9 protein-coding genes, 2 tRNA genes and 2 pseudogenes are annotated in these 16,230 nt (G+C 67.4%); 2 read left to right on the plus strand and 11 right to left on the minus strand.

The window, feature by feature from the left end; genetic code table 11:
- Positions 1 to 696 precede the first annotated feature (696 nt).
- The 5 genes and pseudogenes from AC25Y0_RS11190 to AC25Y0_RS11210 all read right to left on the minus strand — a co-directional run.
- On the minus strand, positions 697 to 3,381 hold the full coding sequence (locus tag AC25Y0_RS11190) for a helix-turn-helix transcriptional regulator (protein WP_488121837.1): 2,685 nt from the start codon (positions 3,379 to 3,381) through the stop codon (positions 697 to 699).
- A gap of 80 nt (positions 3,382 to 3,461) precedes the next feature.
- Complete coding sequence (locus AC25Y0_RS11195; protein WP_488121836.1) at positions 3,462 to 7,175, minus strand: hypothetical protein; 3,714 nt, start codon at positions 7,173 to 7,175, stop codon at positions 3,462 to 3,464.
- Positions 7,172 to 7,798 carry a hypothetical protein gene (locus AC25Y0_RS11200; RefSeq protein ID WP_488134675.1) on the minus strand — a complete coding sequence of 209 codons (627 nt, stop codon included), beginning with the start codon at positions 7,796 to 7,798 and terminating at the stop codon, positions 7,172 to 7,174. The genes AC25Y0_RS11195 and AC25Y0_RS11200 overlap by 4 nt, the downstream gene beginning before the upstream one ends.
- Positions 7,799 to 7,936: 138 nt before the next feature.
- Entirely contained in the window at positions 7,937 to 8,083 is a 147-nt protein-coding gene (locus AC25Y0_RS11205; RefSeq protein WP_488121834.1) for a hypothetical protein, read from the minus strand.
- Positions 8,084 to 8,567: 484 nt separating this feature from the next.
- Positions 8,568 to 8,724, minus strand: a pseudogene (locus AC25Y0_RS11210) (transposase); the annotation flags it as partial.
- 159 nt (positions 8,725 to 8,883) lie between these two features.
- Between AC25Y0_RS11210 and AC25Y0_RS11215 the strand changes: the two are divergent.
- Positions 8,884 to 9,078: pseudogene (locus AC25Y0_RS11215) on the plus strand (IS3 family transposase); the annotation flags it as partial.
- Positions 9,079 to 9,667: 589 nt separating this feature from the next.
- Here AC25Y0_RS11215 and AC25Y0_RS11220 read toward each other — a convergent pair.
- From AC25Y0_RS11220 to serS, 6 genes are all read right to left on the minus strand, one after another.
- A tRNA-Ser gene (locus AC25Y0_RS11220) sits at positions 9,668 to 9,759 on the minus strand.
- Between the two features lie 65 nt (positions 9,760 to 9,824).
- Entirely contained in the window at positions 9,825 to 11,096 is a 1,272-nt protein-coding gene (locus AC25Y0_RS11225; protein ID WP_488121832.1) for an LCP family protein, read from the minus strand.
- On the minus strand, positions 11,096 to 12,376 hold the full coding sequence (locus AC25Y0_RS11230; protein ID WP_488121831.1) for an LCP family protein: 1,281 nt from the start codon (positions 12,374 to 12,376) through the stop codon (positions 11,096 to 11,098). The genes AC25Y0_RS11225 and AC25Y0_RS11230 overlap by 1 nt, the downstream gene beginning before the upstream one ends.
- A 55-nt stretch (positions 12,377 to 12,431) precedes the next feature.
- A tRNA-Ser gene (locus AC25Y0_RS11235) sits at positions 12,432 to 12,516 on the minus strand.
- 263 nt (positions 12,517 to 12,779) lie between these two features.
- Positions 12,780 to 13,697 (minus strand): HAD hydrolase family protein, encoded by a 918-nt coding sequence (locus tag AC25Y0_RS11240; protein WP_488121830.1) that lies wholly within the window; start codon positions 13,695 to 13,697, stop codon positions 12,780 to 12,782.
- Entirely contained in the window at positions 13,694 to 14,968 is a 1,275-nt protein-coding gene (gene serS, locus AC25Y0_RS11245) for a serine--tRNA ligase (RefSeq protein WP_488121829.1), read from the minus strand. The genes AC25Y0_RS11240 and serS overlap by 4 nt, the downstream gene beginning before the upstream one ends.
- Positions 14,969 to 15,021: 53 nt before the next feature.
- On the opposite strand from serS, the gene AC25Y0_RS11250 reads away from it, so the two are divergent.
- Entirely contained in the window at positions 15,022 to 16,227 is a 1,206-nt protein-coding gene (locus tag AC25Y0_RS11250; protein WP_488134676.1) for a diacylglycerol/lipid kinase family protein, read from the plus strand.
- The last annotated feature ends 3 nt before the right edge of the window (positions 16,228 to 16,230 follow it).

Genomic DNA, 16,230 nt, shown 5'->3' on the forward strand with positions numbered 1-16,230 from the left:
CGGCAGACACACGCGTTCGAGGGCTGTGCCCGGTGGAACGCTTCGACGGCGCGCCGCCACGCGTCACGACGTCGACGACCTGCGCCACCGGAATCCCCTCACGTGGAGGACGCGCGCCACGTGCGGGCCGATACCGCCTGAGCCGGGCTCTTTGTGGCGGAGACGGAGGGATTTGAACCCGGTCGGGAGGCAAACGTCGAGCATTCGCTCATGGTGATTCGCGTTGATTGGGCGCGGTTCGCAGTCGCGTTCGGTGCGGTTCAGCGGTGTTCCAAATCGTCCAACGGGACGCAATCGGGACCCAAGCGGCGGACCCATTCCCACCTCCCGGCGCAGACTGCCCAGTCGCCTCGCAATGGTTCCGCTTTGTAGCGTCACCGCACGCCGGGGCTCGTGGGCTCGTGGGCTCGTCCGGGATCAGTAACGCGGGGAGCTCGTGAAGTCATTGTGGAAGGGTCGTCCGGGCATCTCGCGTGATGACCGGAACGAGGACCGCCACGGATCCTATGGTGGGCGATGTCCGGGAGGAGTGGCCCGGTGCGGGACGGGTCCGTGTGATTGGGGACGCCTCGCCGTCATTTCGCGCGTCGGACGAGAACGAGCCGGTGACTGGACTCAACAAGACACTGTCGACACCTCACGAATCGGCACCCGAAACACGCCGCTGCCCTAGTCGACACGGCCGCATGGACCCCCTCAACCGGCCAGCGAACTCGTGGCGGCCAGCTCGACTCTGCTTCGCACCCCCAGGCGGGCGAAGATATTGCGAAGGTGGCTCTCGACGGTCTTGACACTGACGGAGAGCTCTTGTGCGATCTCTCGATTGGTGCGGCCCGCGGCAACCAGGCGCGCAACCCCGGCTTGGGCGGGTGTGAGCAGCGGCGCATCCGCGGGGTTTCGTCGCAACGCACACCGACCGAGCTCCTCATGGGCACGACGCTCCCACGGGATCGCGCCCAAGACCCCGAAGGACGCCGCAGCAGACCCGAGCAGTTCGGCCGCTCTCTTGCGATGTCCGCGTCGCCGCTCGAACGCTCCGTAGGCCAACACGGTTCGTGCTCGCACAAACGGCCCCGCGGGACAGTCGGCTGCTCGCCCGAACAGCGCAGCCGCCTCTTCGATATGACCGAGGGCTGCGGCCAACTGCGCACGCGCGCTCAGCAGCGGAGCGAGTGCGTCTCCGCCGGCTGCCGGCGTTGCTTCATCCAGCACGCGCGCGGCATCCTCGATGCGTCCGCGGGTGATGAGCGCTTCCGCGAGGTACCCTCGCCAGGGCTGATAGCCCTCGATCAGCCGCATCGACTGCACCGCCCGTCGTACCGGTGCGAGGGCAGCCACCACCGTATCGGCGTCCCCGCGTGCGGCGCCCAGATGGGCGCGGGCAATGGCCACCCACATCCGTCCGGTTGCGTAGCCCCGACCATTCATGAACTGCTCGGCCTGAGCGCAGCAGTCGGATGCCTCGGCATCCTCGCCGCGCGCGGCGTGCACGAAGGCGGCCACGGTCAAAGCCATAGGCGCGGTACGACCGTCCCATCCCGCCGTCGCGTAGGCGACTGATGACCGCGCATGCTCGAGCGCGGTGTCCCATTGTCCATTGCGGAAGCTCACGTCCGCATGGGTGAGGCGCACGATTGCGCGCACGATCGCCGGATGGGCCGCGCTGTCGATGTCCAGCGATTCGGTCATCGCAACGGCCCCGGCGAGGTTGCCGTCCCACAGCTCCACCAGCGCACGGCCGAGGGCGATACTCGGCGCGCTCGGGGAATCCGCGAATCCGGCGGCGATCGCCTCAAGGGCGTCTCGGGCCGGCGACAGCGTGCCCCGCAGCGCCCAGCCGGCCACGAAGATCGGCGCAGCGCCCTCGATCACACCGCCCTCGGAGGCCGCCGCGAGCGCGCGCTCCGCCCACACATGCGTCCGTTCACCGTCCCCGCTGTCGAGCGCGAGGAACGCCAGTAACTCCGCTGCGCGCACCGAGATCTCCGGTTCGGCACTGCGCTCCCATGATTGCCTGATCGCTTCCTCACCCCGCGAGGGCGAGCGCCTCTGCAACGCAAGGTGACCCTCTACGAGCAGCTCACGCGCCGACGGCTCACCACTGCGGGATTCCACCACCCGCGCCAACAGCTCTGAGGCACGGTCGGTGTGCCCCGCGCGCAGTAAGCGGTCCGTCGCCAGCACCCGGGCCGCGGTACGCGCAGCACGTGTAGGCAACAACTCCGCACTACAGATCAGAATCGATGCGGAGGCGGTCAGCGCCCCCCGGATCGCGCATGCCTCGGCGATCTCGACAGCTTCGGCCGCCAACGAAGCATCGAACGAATCAGCAGCGCGCAGACGATGCAGCAACGCCCGCACGGGATCATCGGCGACCTCAGCGGCCCGTGCGTGCAACCCGCGCCGCTCGCTCAGGCTCAACAGCTCGATGATCGCCGAACGCGTCAGCGCGTGCGGCGTTTGGATGACCACCCGCCCGTGGTCATCGGCCAGCACGAGCAACCCCGCCTCCACCGCGCGGTCGATCGCGCAGGCAGCGTTGGCCGTGCCGGCGATGGCCGCCAGCGTCGGCAGCGTCGCGGGACGGCCGAACACGGCGGATGCCGCCACCATTCGCCGTGCGGCAAGGTCGCACCGCGAATACGCCCGCGTCGTGAACTCTGCGATCGTCGCCGGCGCGGGAAGGGGGCCGTCGGGCCGACGCAACTCCTCGACCGGAGTCTCTGAGAGCACCGCGACAGTCAGTTGCGGGTGCCCATCGGTGTGCAGGTGCAGTCGGCGCGCGGCGTCGGGCGTCAACACGACGCCGGCCGCAGCGGCCAGAGCCCGCACCTCCACCGGGTCGAAAGGCAACAGCGAGAGCCGTGTCTGGATCCATCCTTGGCCGGCCCGCTCCAACACGTCGGGACGCTCTCCGCGTCGGTGCACAACCACCACCAGCAGCCCGGGTCCGGCGGTGCGGCGCAGGGCGAACGCGAGCGCCGCCAGCGACGCACGATCGGCCCAATGTGCATCGTCGATGACCAGGATCGTCGACGCCTCGGCTTCGAGGGCCGCCAGCAGCTGCCTTCCGGCTGCGGCAAGCGGTTCGCCCGTCCCGAATGGTTGCGCGACAAGATCAGCGGATGCTTCGCCGAGCAGTTGCTGGATGACCCCATGCTCGATCACCTGCTCTTCGAGTGAACCCGCCGCGTGCAGGATCCGCAGGCCGGGGTGGGAAGCGCGCTCGGCGTCAAGCGAGGCATCAAGCAACGCCGTCTTGCCGACGCCGGGCTCGCCGTCTATCCACACCAGCATTCGCTCGCCTGCCCTCGCACGCGCGGCCGCAGCTCCGATCGCGTGCAACTGAGCGCCGCGACCGACGAACCCGTCCGCGAGCATGGCTCTCCTTGCGCCCTGGCGCGCTTCGACGTCGAGCCCGCCGCCTTCTCACCGTAGCGGGCTCGAGGTCGATCAGGGCGTCAGCGGGCGCCAGCGGTGTGCATCTGACAATCCGGGCCGGCCTCAAGAAACCCGATGGACCCGATACCCATGACGGTATCGGCGTCATCGTCTCCGAGATCGGCGATGCTGATGTAGAGCGAGTGCTGTCCCGCGGGAAGAGGCGCTGACGTGTCCACGAACTGAGGGCGCTGAGCTTCACCCTCGCTGGCCCTGCCGCCGTCCGTCGAACGTACGACGTCATCGCGGTACTCTTCGACCTGCCCGGTCTCCGGGCTCCAGTCCAGGTACTCGTAGAATCTGATCAGGCTGTTTGGCGCTGTCACCGTCGCACCATCCGCACGCCAGGTCGACTCGTCGAGTTCGACCACGACGACATCACCTGGTCGCGAGGTTACCTGCTGTCCGTCTTCGTCGTATGTGCCCGGATATTCACGGCTGCTGACGTAGTAGTGCAGATTCAGGCAACTATCCGTCGGGGCGCTGTAGTCGATGCGTATGGTGGTGGCATCGTGCGCTGTCCCCCGTCCGGTCGCGGCAGCGCCGTACCGCACGCTGCTGGTCGTGGTGACATCGGCCGCGCCGGTGGAGAGCACCGGCATCGGGCGATCCGGCTCGTAAAGCCTGTCGATGCCCACCGCCGCGGCCGCGGGCGGTCCGCTCACCCACTCGGCGCCGACGATCTCGACCGGTACACGATCGGTGGATCGGTTGATCGCGTTCACCCAGTCCAAGGCCCTCATCACACCGCCGGGATTCGGATCGGGGTCTGGGTCTGGCGGCGTCGTCCCGGGCTTCGTGTCGAACACCGTCTCGTACGGCACCTCCCACGCCTTCAGCTGCCAGGTGAACGGCACATCGACAAGCGTGAACTCGCCGAGTTCCCAATCGATGATCGGAAGCTTTGCTTTCAGTTTCACGAAGAAGTTGCCGGTGAAGTACAGCCGCAGCAGCGCGATCTGCTTGGCCCCGTTCGTGAAGTCAGCCTTCAATGCGATCCCCAGTGCCAGACTCCCGCCCACGGAGGGCCCCGCGAGGTCGTAGATCGACGCACTGACGGTGGTTTCGGCCCCGGCGTGCACCTTGACCTCGCCGGACAGACCCGACCCCTTCCCGAAGGTCGGTTCCTTATAACTCGCTTTGACTTCGTCGACCTTCTGCCAGGCGCCGTCGGAATACAGGAAGCCCCACTTCGTCGTGTTCTCCGCTGCGCTGCTGACACTCGCCTTGAATGTCGCCTGCGCCGAGAACTGCGCCTGCCACTTCAGATCGAACTGTGACGTGATCACAACCGGCACCGGGCCGATCCAGAACGTCACCGGATTGAACTTCAGCGCCACGGTCGGGCCCGCGAACTTCTTGACGTACTTGCCGCCGAAATCCACGTTGCCATTGAGGGTCGCCTTGAGGGACGTGCTGCGCGCGAGACCGAACTTCTTGATCGTCGGCTCGGGATAGGGCGGCACCCATGAGCCGTCGTCACGCCAGACGATGTCGATCGACAACTCGAAGTTCAGGGTGATGGCGAACGCGAGAGCACCCTTGAGTGTGATGTCGTACCACAGCCCACTCTCCTCCCCTTTGCTGGTGAGCGTGTGCTCGAAGATGTGACCCTTCTCGGGAGCGCCTTCCAGAGATACGTTCTGCCCGGCCGGCGGTCGCGGGCTTCCCCCCGTCGGCGTTTCGGGAGAGGGATGGGGAGGAACAGGCATCCGCATCGGAACGACGCTGGGCGAGCGGGTCTGCGAAACCATCCCGCCGCCTCGCCCCCCTCCACGCGCCAGTCCCGACAGGGCGGCGTTGGAGGAGAGCGTTCCTGCAGCGTCCGTGCTCTCGTCACCCGCGACATAGGGGTACGTGTCATCGAGCTCGGTCAGTTGGGCTTCATCGGGGAACGCAGCCAGGTCGAGCTCTCTGACCGGAACCTCCCGCCAGGTGAGATCGAAAGCCGCGCCCCCTTCCGGTACCGCGGGAGCGACCTCGACGTCCGGGCCGCCATCGATGTTGATCAGTGGTTGGGTGCGCGCATAGTCGACGTAGACGAACGCGTCGGTGAACGAAGCGGCTACGGTCGTCGCTGTCCACACCCCGCCGCCGACGTCGAGCGCGACAACGCGACGCAGGAACCCCACAGGCGAGCCAACGCCGACACCGGCGATGATGATGTCGCCGGGCTCGATATCCGGATCAGCACCGAAGCTGACCGAGTCGGCGGTGGTCTGGAGAATCGAAGCGTCGTGCCCCGGATGACCGAGCAAAACGGTGTCGGCGTGCAAGATGATGAACTCGTCGGGGCCCGGAAGGACGATCGAGTTCCGCCAGGTCGTGGTGGTGCGCGTTCCGTCACGACTGACGAGGGTGAACTCGTACTCGAAATCGCCGTCTGTCGGGAAGGTGCTGCGGAAGCTCCAGGTCACTCCACGGTCATCCGGGTGCAGAGTCGCAACGCCGTGCGGCTCGCCATCACGGCGCACCTCGATGCGCAGCGGGGCGACACCGCCGGTGTCGGCCACCCCGCGGAAGTCGAGCGTGTAACCTTCCAGCTGCTGCGGGACCTCGGCCGGTGTGCGCACCGCAATCGCGGTGGACCTCGTCGGTGCGGAGGGTTCGGCCGAGCCCATGACACCGAGCGCGAGGATATCCGCCTGCACCGCACCGCGACGCAGAGTCAGGCGCGGATCATCCGTGGACAGCACAGCCAGCTGTGGCTGGGCGCCGAGGACCGGGTCGACGGCGGCGCCGCGTGCGCGCCCCCGGTAGCTCGCACCGACCTCGAGGGTCGTGAGGTGATCGCCGCCGTCGGCGGTCACGAGCGCAATGACGTGGTCGGCGCCGGCGATCTCGCCGGGTTGGTACGGGACGGATGCGGCGTCGGTGATGTCGTACGTATCGGCATCGCCGTGCACGAGCGGCCAGTACGCGCCGGGACCGTTGGATGACTCGGCATATGCCGGGGCCTCGGCGACGTAACCGCGGATATCGACGCGCACGTCGACATCCGCATCGCTGCCGACCTGCACATTGCCCTCCAGGTCGGGCGTCACGATCGTCGAGATCACCGTGCGGCCCTGACCGGCAGCCAGGGGCTGACCGTCGACGGTCACGATCGTCGAGCTCACCGCCTCGATGGTGAGACTGAGATGCACGGCACGGACATCGATCACCGGCACGCCGCCGACTCCGGTCAGACCGACGACGACGGGCGCGGCGGCGGGGACCGAGATCGTCCCGGCTGCGGGACGAGTCACCGCCGTGTCGAGGGCAATAGTGGATCCTGCCGCATCGGCGGCCCCCGAGAAGACGGCAAGGATCTCGACGCGGACGTCGGTGGGAACGGACGCCGACAGCTCGATGGCGCCCGCGCGCACAGGAAGCAGGACGGCAGTGGATGCCGATGCACCGACCGGCACGGCCAGGGCAGGGCTGCCCGCCGCGAAAAGTTCGGTCGCGACATCGACGTCGTACACCGACAAGCGCACCAGGGCGGAGTGACCGTCCTGGCCGAGCGCGATGGCGGTGGGCGTTTCGTGCACGGGGGTGGGGCTCTCACCGACCTCTCGCAGCGGGAACCCGGACATGACGGCGTACGCGGTGGCGATGCCGTCCGCCGGCAGGCCGGCCGGTGCTGCAGTGGCGGGCGTCGCGGCCAATCCGACCAGGCCGATGGTGACTGCTGCAGTCGCGGCGACGGCGACGGCTCGCATCACGGCGGTGCGATGGTTGCGCGTGGTCATGCTCTCCTCCGTCGGGTGAACGCCCAAAGACCGGCGAGTGTGAGCAGAGCGGCCACGGTGAGCATCCCGACAAGCGGCATCTCAGCACCGGTGTTACCCAAAGCTCCTGAGGGGTTCGACGCAGCACCCGAGCTGCCCGCCGCGACAGGCGCTGGTGCCGCGATCTGAGTCGCCGTCGGTTCAGGATTCGGTTCGGTCGGCGTGGGCGTGGGCGTGGGCGTCAGACTGACGCGAACGTGGTCTTCGTGCAAGATCGATCGATCGGCCGCGAGCACGGTGATCGCTATGTCGGGGTCCGCGGCGACCGACATCACGATCGATGCGTGCCGCGCGCTGCCATCGGATGCCAGCTGGGCGGTCACTCCGAACGGCGTCGTGCGCACGGCTTGGATGACACCGTCGATCGCGACGGTCGTGTTCGAGGCATCCGCCCGTGGAGATTCGACATCGATCCACGTCTCGGCAGCGGCCACGACAGCCGGGATGGTGAAGGTGACCTGTCCGGCACCGTCATCGCTGGTCTCGAGCGCCGAAACGGGTGCGGTCGCGCTCAGCGCGAGCGTCACGATCAGCGCGGCCACGGCGAGCGCTCCCCGGCCCCGCCCGGGCGTGAGAGGTGTCATCGTGAGTCCTCCTGCAGGTTTCGCTGGGTCCGAAAAATGACGGACACGGCCCCGAGCCTGCCGGTCGCGCAACCCGACGCGCATCGATGAAAACCCTGAAGCTCAGCTCCGCGATCGCCCGGGGGCGACCGGCCCACCTCAGGGCTCGACACACCCCTGATCCAGGATGCGGGCCACCAGGCGCTCGGCCGCGTGACCATCGCCGCGAGCGTTGAACCTGTCCCGCCAGACGGCGTAGCGGTCCGAGAACTCGGTCGGATCGCCGTCGAGCAGTGCGCACCACATCGTCCTGTGTCTGCACAATCGGCCCAGGGGCGTGCGCTGCCAGATCGAAATAGAACCCGCGCAGCTCGCCTCACCGGCGCAGAACAGTCCGCGCCGACCTCCACGGAAATCGGGGGACACTTGGGGTCCGTCCAGCTCCGGAATGTGCCCTCAGCAGCGGGGCCCGACAAATGGCGAATTCCCGACTGACCTGGGCTTTTATGGCGGAGACGGAGGGATTTGAACTCCACCGATCGAAGGGTGATGGGCGGTGGTTCAGGTAGATTGCCGCGGAATCACGCGGGTTCGAGGGGAACTTGAGGTGATCAAGAACAGCTCGGAGTCGCTCAAGTTTTCACAAATCTTTCTCACGTCTCGCAGCTGACGACGTAACGCCCGATCTCGGTCACCTGGGCGAAACCTGGAACGACGACGCGCCCTCAACCCTCGCGCGCAGGCGTGGTTCTGAACCACGCACTCGAGATCATCACGGAACTCCCATACGGCCTGGACGGCCGTTGTCTATATCGTCCTGGCGGATCCAGTTCGAGAGCGTGACAGGGGTGGATACCGAGTTCGACGGCGGTCTGCTTGGCCTGCTTACCGGCACGCACGAGCGCGACAGCGCGAGCACGCAACTCCGGCGGAGAGGGACGTGGCATGAGGATGAGCCTTCCGAATCAGGCCGCCAGTTAGCCACCGAACCTGGAACCCTTTCCGTGGGGCAGGTCATCTGAACTGTGAGGATTCGTCCTCGCTGGAAGGATGTTCCTGTGGCAAAGCCCTACCCGAAAGAGTTCCGCGACGATGTCGTGGCAGTGGCCATGGAGAGCTTTTTCAGCCTGCTCCAGAAGAACGTGTTGAACACCCGGCGTTGGGATAGTCGCGAGGAACTCCGCCTCGCGATGGTCGTCTGGATCGAGACGAAGTACAACCGCCGACGCCGTCAGCGCGGCCTCGGCAGACTCACCCCCATCGAGTTTGAGATGATCTATCAGGACGCAGAAGCGGCCTGATCACCCCAACCCTCGACTGTCAACAAGACTCGGGGCAGACCCAGGCGTCGCTCCAGGGAGCGCCGCCTCCACGCTGATGCAGCGGCCATACAGCGACAGTTGCGGAACTCGCGACGAGGCGACGAACACCCGCGCGCGCCGCTCATTCGCTTCGGCGACAGCGACGTCGCCGCTGACATGCGGAGCGGGCGGGAGTACAGTGACTCTCGCCCGCTCCTGTTGTTGGGTCAGCGTGCAAGTGTGGCGCCGGTCTGATTCACCTTCACGCTCAGCCCCGTCAACCCTGCGAACTCGCCGATCTTCAACATGAATCCAGCTTGCAGCCTCCCGTAAGAGGAGAGTCAATCTGCACGTCTTCAACACCTCGGCGACTACAGTCAGTCGATGACGGCAGGCCCCCGAGCACAAACCCAGAAGCGGTCTGCCGAGGCCGTCGCTGGCTGGACTATCCGTTGGTTTACGCACGCTTTACGCACGCCGCAGAGACGAACTCCCGCAGACTTTACGCAAGTCTTACGCAAGTCCGGAAAACCGGCATCCGAGATGTGCCGCGATCCCAGTGTTTACAAGGGAACCGCACCAGGAAATGTGGCGGAGACGGAGGGATTTGAACCCTCGGTCCCCATAAGGGGACTCCACCTTAGCAGGGTGGTGCACTAGGCCGGACTATGCGACGTCTCCGTGCGAGCACTCGAAAAGCACCCGCGCTCAGCCATCATAACCGGTCAAGCCCTTGCCCACGAACGTCAGCGTTCAGGGACCGTGCAGGTGACCTGCGCCGCCGTCTGGCCGGCAATGCTCGACGGCAGATCGACACGGTCCTCGGGCACTGCTGGTGCACCCGTGTCAGCCGGCGTCGGCTCGGCGTCGACTCCAGGCTGCGGCGCCTCGCCGGTCACTTCGACACCCTGGCCCTGGCTGGCTTCGCCCGTGAGGTTCAACGCCTTGTTCTCGCGCAGCGCGGTGAACAGCTCGTCCGCAGCATCCCGAACCGGCAGCACGCGTGAGAAGTGGTCGCCATACTCGGTCGGGTACTGCACGAAGACGATGTCTTCGTAGGGGACGTCCTTCACTGCCATCGCGATCTGCGCCATGAGCGTCGGGTTCGCAAGCGACTGGCTGAGCACCAGCTGTCCCTCATTCACCTGCGAGATCGCGGTCGTCGCGAGCGAGAACAGCGTGCCGGGATTGCCGAGTACACCGTCGCCTTGCAGCTTCCGCACCATCGACGACATGAACTGCTGCTGGTTCGAGATGCGGCCGAGGTCTGACCCATCGCCGATCCCATGGCGGATGCGCAGGAACTGGAGCGCCTCGACACCCTGCAGCGTGTGCGGCCCGGCGGCGAGGTTCAGGCCCGTATGTCCGTCGCTGATGTCACCGGCGACGCACACATCGACGCCGCCGATCGCGTCGGACATGTTGATGACGCCGGTCCAGCGAATGGATGCCGCAAAGTGGATGGTCTCGCCCGTGAGCTCTTCGACGGTCTTGACGGTGCACGGCAGACCGCCGTACATGTACGACGCGTTGATCATCTGCGCGCTCATCGCGGAGTGCTCGCCCCCACCGTCTTCGCGCGGGCACGCGGGGATCGGCACGATCATGTCGCGGGGAAACGAAACGACGGTCACTCGCCGCGGTGCATCCGAGATGTGCACGAGCATCGTGACGTCGTTGCGCTCACCCTCGGCATCCTCGTTGGCACAGCGCGGAAAGAGCGCGACGTCCTGTCCCTCGCACGAGTCCGATCCGACGAGCAGCAGGTTCACGCCACCCTCGATCGCGCCCAGCGACGGGGGGATCGCGTCTTCGTCGCCGATCGCGACCGAGCTGTCGGCGACCGCCTGCGCGGCATTCCAGACAGCGAAGGCCCCGACCCCGCCAGCACTCAGCCCGACGACCGCGAGGACGACACCCAGGATCGCGAGCATGCGCGTGAGCGGATGCAGCGCACCGAAGCGGGCGTGCCGCGCGAACGGACGCCCACCTTCCGGCCGAACAGACGTCGTCGACATCAGCCGTTCGACTTCAGGTTGCCGGCCGAGCAGGTCTGGTCTGCGGCCGACGTACCCGGAATCGAGTTGGGCAGCGCCACCGCTGTCTCGGACGGCGCGGGATCCGTCACGTCGGGTGCGGGCTCGGTCGGCGCCGCGTCGATCGCATCCTCGGACGGCTCGACCGTCACGACACCGCCACCGCGGTTCGGGTCGTTCGTGACCTCGATCGCCTGGTTCGCCGCGAGCGCGGCCCACAGCTGGTCGGCGGCGGCATAGTCCGGCACGACCCGATTGGGGTCGGCAGGATCGGTCACGACGGGGTACTGCACGAACACGATCTGATCGAACGGCACATCCTTGACGGCCAGGCCGATCTGGGCGAGCGTGACGGGGTTCGCGAGACTCTTCGACAGCGTGATGTTGTCGACCGCGGTCGTGGCGAGGCGGTACAGCGCCCCGAAGTCCGACAGCACCTCTTCGCTCACCAGCTTGCGCGCGAGGCGGGACATGTACTGCTGCTGATTCGAGATGCGGGCGAGGTCACTGCCGTTCTCGAGGCCGTGGCGCGTGCGCAGGAACTGCAGAGCTTCGACGCCCTGCACGTTGCGCATGCCGGCCGGCCAGTCGATGTTCGTGTAGCGATCGCGAATCCCGCCGTTGCCGATGCAGACATCGACCCCGCCGATCGCGTCGGTGATGTTGATGACGTTGCCGAAGCTCACCTTCGCCGCCATCGGGATGCTCTGTTCACTGAGCGCCGAGATCGTCTTGGCGACGCACGACAGGCCGCCGTACGACCACGCCGTGTTGATCTGCTGCTTGCTCATCGCCGCGGTCGTCGAGCCGTCCTCGCGCGTGCACGACGGGATCGGAACCATCAAGTCACGCGGGAACGACACGACAGTGACGCGCCGCGGATTGTTCGAGATGTGCACGAGCATGTTGACGTCGTTGAGTTGGCCGTTGGCATCCGGGCCCGTGCAGCGGTCGCCGAAAAGGTAGGCGTACTCGGGCTCGCACTCGTCGGTGCCGACGACGAGCAGATCGACGCCCGTCTCGATCGCACCGATGTCGGGCGGCACAGGAGCCTGGCCCTCGAGCTCGACCGCGTCATCCGTGACGCTCGCCGCGAGATCGTAACCGGCGTAGGACGCGACGCCCAGACCAGAGACGAGCACGACGCCGAGTATGACTCCGACGATCTTCAGCAGCATCGACATCGGATGCGGAGACGTCAGAGCCCCGTGACGCGCGACGGTGCGACGGCCACGCTTGACGGGCTTGGTCGTCTGGCTCACGGGGTCCTCTCAGGACATTCGGTTCGGATCGGTTCCCGCACACCCCTTGAATACGCGGAGGGTGTGGGATTCGAACCCACGGGACATCTCTGCCCACTGGTTTTCAAGACCAGGTCCATCGGCCGCTCGGACAACCCTCCCGGCGGATGCCACCGGCATCCGTCGAACAGGCGTCGAGTCTAGCCGACGGCACTGCTGAGTCATTGTTCCAGCGGCGGCTGTGCGACTTCTGAAAGCCGCGCCCGCCGCCCCGCGCCGTCCCGCGCCCGCCCCGCCGCGCCGCGCCCCGAACCATACCGATCCCGCCGAGACCGACGTCGTCGGCGTGCGGTTCGGCGCGATCGGTGCGGTTCGACGGAGAGCGAGCGGGCGGCAGACGAACCGCGGCGTCGGAGGCCGGGGGTCAGAGCGCGCGGAGGATGGCGGCTACCCCGCCGGCCTCGACCGACGCCGTGACCTCACCGGCGGCGTCGCGCACTTCCTGCGGACCCTGCTCCATCGCGACGGCGCGGCCGCCGTGCTCGAGCGCCCAGGCGAACATGCCGACGTCATTGCGTCCGTCGCCGATGACGAGCACGTTCTCGGGCTGGATGCCGAGCGTCGTGCGCACGCGCTCGAGCCCCGTGCTCTTGTCGACGCCGCGCGGGGCGATGTCGAGCCACGCCGTCCAGCCGACGGCGTACGAGACCTGGTTGAGGCCGATCCGCGCGACGAGCTCGACGAAGTCCTGCTCGGCCTTCTCGGGCGAGACCACGACGATGCGGCAGACGTCCTGCGTGCCCAAATCATCGAACGGCACTCGCTGCGCCGCGACGAGGTTCCAGTCGTCGAGGTACTCGGTGTAGAGCCGGTGCCCGTCGGGCAGTTCGACGAGGTACTTCCCATCGGGCAGGTGCTCGCGCAGCAGCGTCAGCACTTCGCGCGGGTCGAATGTCTCGATGTGCCACCGCTCGTACTGCAGATCGTCGGCGTCGATTCTGCGCAGCACGACGGCGCCGTTGGAGCACACGACGTACTCGGGAGCGATGCCGAGCACACGCAGGATGCCGCGCGTGCCCTCCCAGCTGCGGCCCGTCGCGATCATGACCTCGTGCCCCGCGAGGTGCGCGTGCTCGACGGCCTCGACGACGCCGGGGCTCAGCGATTCGTCTTCGAGGATGACGGTACCGTCGATATCGAGCACGATCAGCATGTGCTCGACACGGATGCCGGCGGCCTCGGTGTCGCGCGCGAGCTCGTCGACGAGCTCAACTGCCTCGGCCGGCTCGACGACGTCGATCTCGCCCGTTGCGGGCAGGCTCGACAGCTCGTCGTCGGTCATACGACCGGCTCGATGATGGCGAGCCCGCCGAGATAAGGGCGCAGCACCTCGGGTACGACGACGGATCCGTCAGCCCGCTGGTGCGTCTCGAGCAGCGCGACGATCCAGCGCGTCGTCGCGAGCGTGCCGTTGAGCGTCGCGACGGGCTGCGTCTTGCCGCCTTGATCGGCGGGCAGGCGGTGGCGGATATCGAGGCGACGAGCCTGGTAGGTCGTGCAGTTCGAGGTGGAGGTCAGCTCGCGATAGGCCCCCTGCGTCGGCACCCACGCCTCGATGTCGTACTTGCGCGCCGCGCTCGAGCCGAGGTCGCCCGCAGCGACGTCGATGACGCGATAGCTCAGACCCAGGTCCTGCAGCATCCGCTCCTGCAACCCGACGAGCCGCAGATGCTCGGCCTCGGCGTCGTCGGGCAGCGTGTAGACGAACATCTCGAGCTTGTTGAACTGGTGCACCCGGATGATGCCGCGGGTGTCCTTGCCGTACGAACCGGCCTCGCGGCGGTAGCACGTCGACCATCCGGCGTAACGCTTCGCGCCCTTCGTGAGGTCGAGGATCTCATCCATGTGGTAACCGGCCAGCGGCACTTCGCTCGTGCCGACGAGGTACAGGTCGTCGTCTTCGAGGTGGTACACCTCGGCCGCGTGCTCGCCCAGAAAGCCCGTGCCGCGCATGACTTCGGGGCGCACGAGCGTCGGCGGGATGAGCGGGGTGAACCCCTCTTGCAGGGCACGATCGAGCGCGAGCGACATCAAAGCGAGCTCGAGACGCGCGCCGATGCCGGTGAGGAAGTAGAAGCGACTGCCCGACACCTTCGTGCCGCGTTCCATGTCGATCGCGCCGAGCTTCTCGCCGAGCGCGAGGTGATCGAGGGGCTCGAAGTCGAATGCCGGCACATCGCCATGCGTGCGCAAGGTGACGAAGTCGGCCTCGCCCCCGGGAGGTACGCCGTCGATCACGATGTTCTCGATGCGAGCGAGGGCCGCATCCGCGGCCTCTTCGGCGGCGGTGACGGCGTGCTGGGCTTCTTTCACGCGCTCGCTGAGCTGTTTGGCCTCGGCCACGAGGGCGGCCTTCTCGTCTTTGGGCGCGCGTGCGACGGTCTTGCCGTGCGCATTCTGCGCCGCGCGCAGCTCTTCGAAGGTCGTGATGGCAGCACGACGCGCACGGTCGGCCTCGAGCGCAGCGTCGACGGTGTCGGAGGAGTGCCCACGCGCCTCCTGCGAGCGCTTGACCAGCTCGGGATTATCACGGAGAAGGACGGGATCGATCACCCGACAATCCTCGCATGCGGGCTCCCGCACGGCATCCTGCGCATAATGGTCGAATGGCCACCCCCGATCGGAACAGTTCTCACAACGCAGACGCACCCGATCCGGTGACGGCGGCGGCCCCTGACGATGTCATCCGCGAGCCCGAGGACATCGCCCCCGACAAGACCGACGGCGACACCGGCGAAGCGCGCCGCGTCGACGCCGAGGGCGACACCGGCGAAGCGCGCCGCGTCGACGCCGAGGGCGACACGGCCCGCATGGCGGGGGCCGGTGACAAGCCGGTCCCGAAGGCGGCGCTGGTCTACAACCCCATCAAGACCGATGCTGACCAGCTGCGCGACACCGTGTCGCGGATCTCGTCGGATGCCGGGTGGTCGGAGCCGCTGTTCTACGAGACGACCGTCGACGACCTCGGCGACGACATCACTCGTCAGGCCCTCGACGCGGGAGCCGATGTCGTGCTCGTCGCGGGCGGTGACGGCACCGTGCGCGCCGTGTCCGAGGCCATGGCGGGCTCGGGTGTTCCCCTCGCCATCGTGCCGAGCGGTACGGGCAACCTGCTCGCCCGCAATCTGCGCCTGCCGCTGACCGAGCCCGAGGCGATGATCCGCGCCGCGTTCGAGGGGGACAGGCACCCGATCGACATCGGCTGGGCGCGCCTGCGCCGTGCCGACGGCGAGCGCGCCGAGCATGCGTTCGTCGTCATGGGCGGCATCGGCCTCGACGCCGCGATGATCGCCAACACGAGTCCGCAGCTGAAGAAGACCGTGGGGTGGGTCGCGTACGTCGACGGCGCCGCGCGCTCGCTCGCCAAGGCCAAGCGCTTCCGCGTCATGTACCAGCTCGCCGGGCGGCGTCTGCATTCGGCCCGCGTGCAGAGCATCCTCTTCGCGAACTGCGGGTCCCTGCCGGCCGGACTCGAGCTCGTGCCCGATGCGTCGCTCGTCGACGGGGCCCTGGACATCGTCATCGTGCAGCCGAAGGGCGCGTTCGGCTGGCTCTTCGTCTGGCGACGCGTCGCATGGGACAACAGCGTGCTGCGGCGTTTCCGCGCGGGGCGGCGTGTGCTGGCGATCCGCACGAAGGACAGCTCGATCATCTATTCGCGTGGAACCGGGATCGCGATCGGCGCGAGCGAGCCGCACCCTGTTCAACTCGACGGCGACGAGTTCGGCGAGGCCGTCGAGGTCGACACACGGATCGACGCCGGCGCACTGACGATAGCGGTACCCCGCGGACACGACCTCAGCGGGCTCTGACGC

Source organism: Microbacterium sp. Y547, from assembly GCF_057669785.1.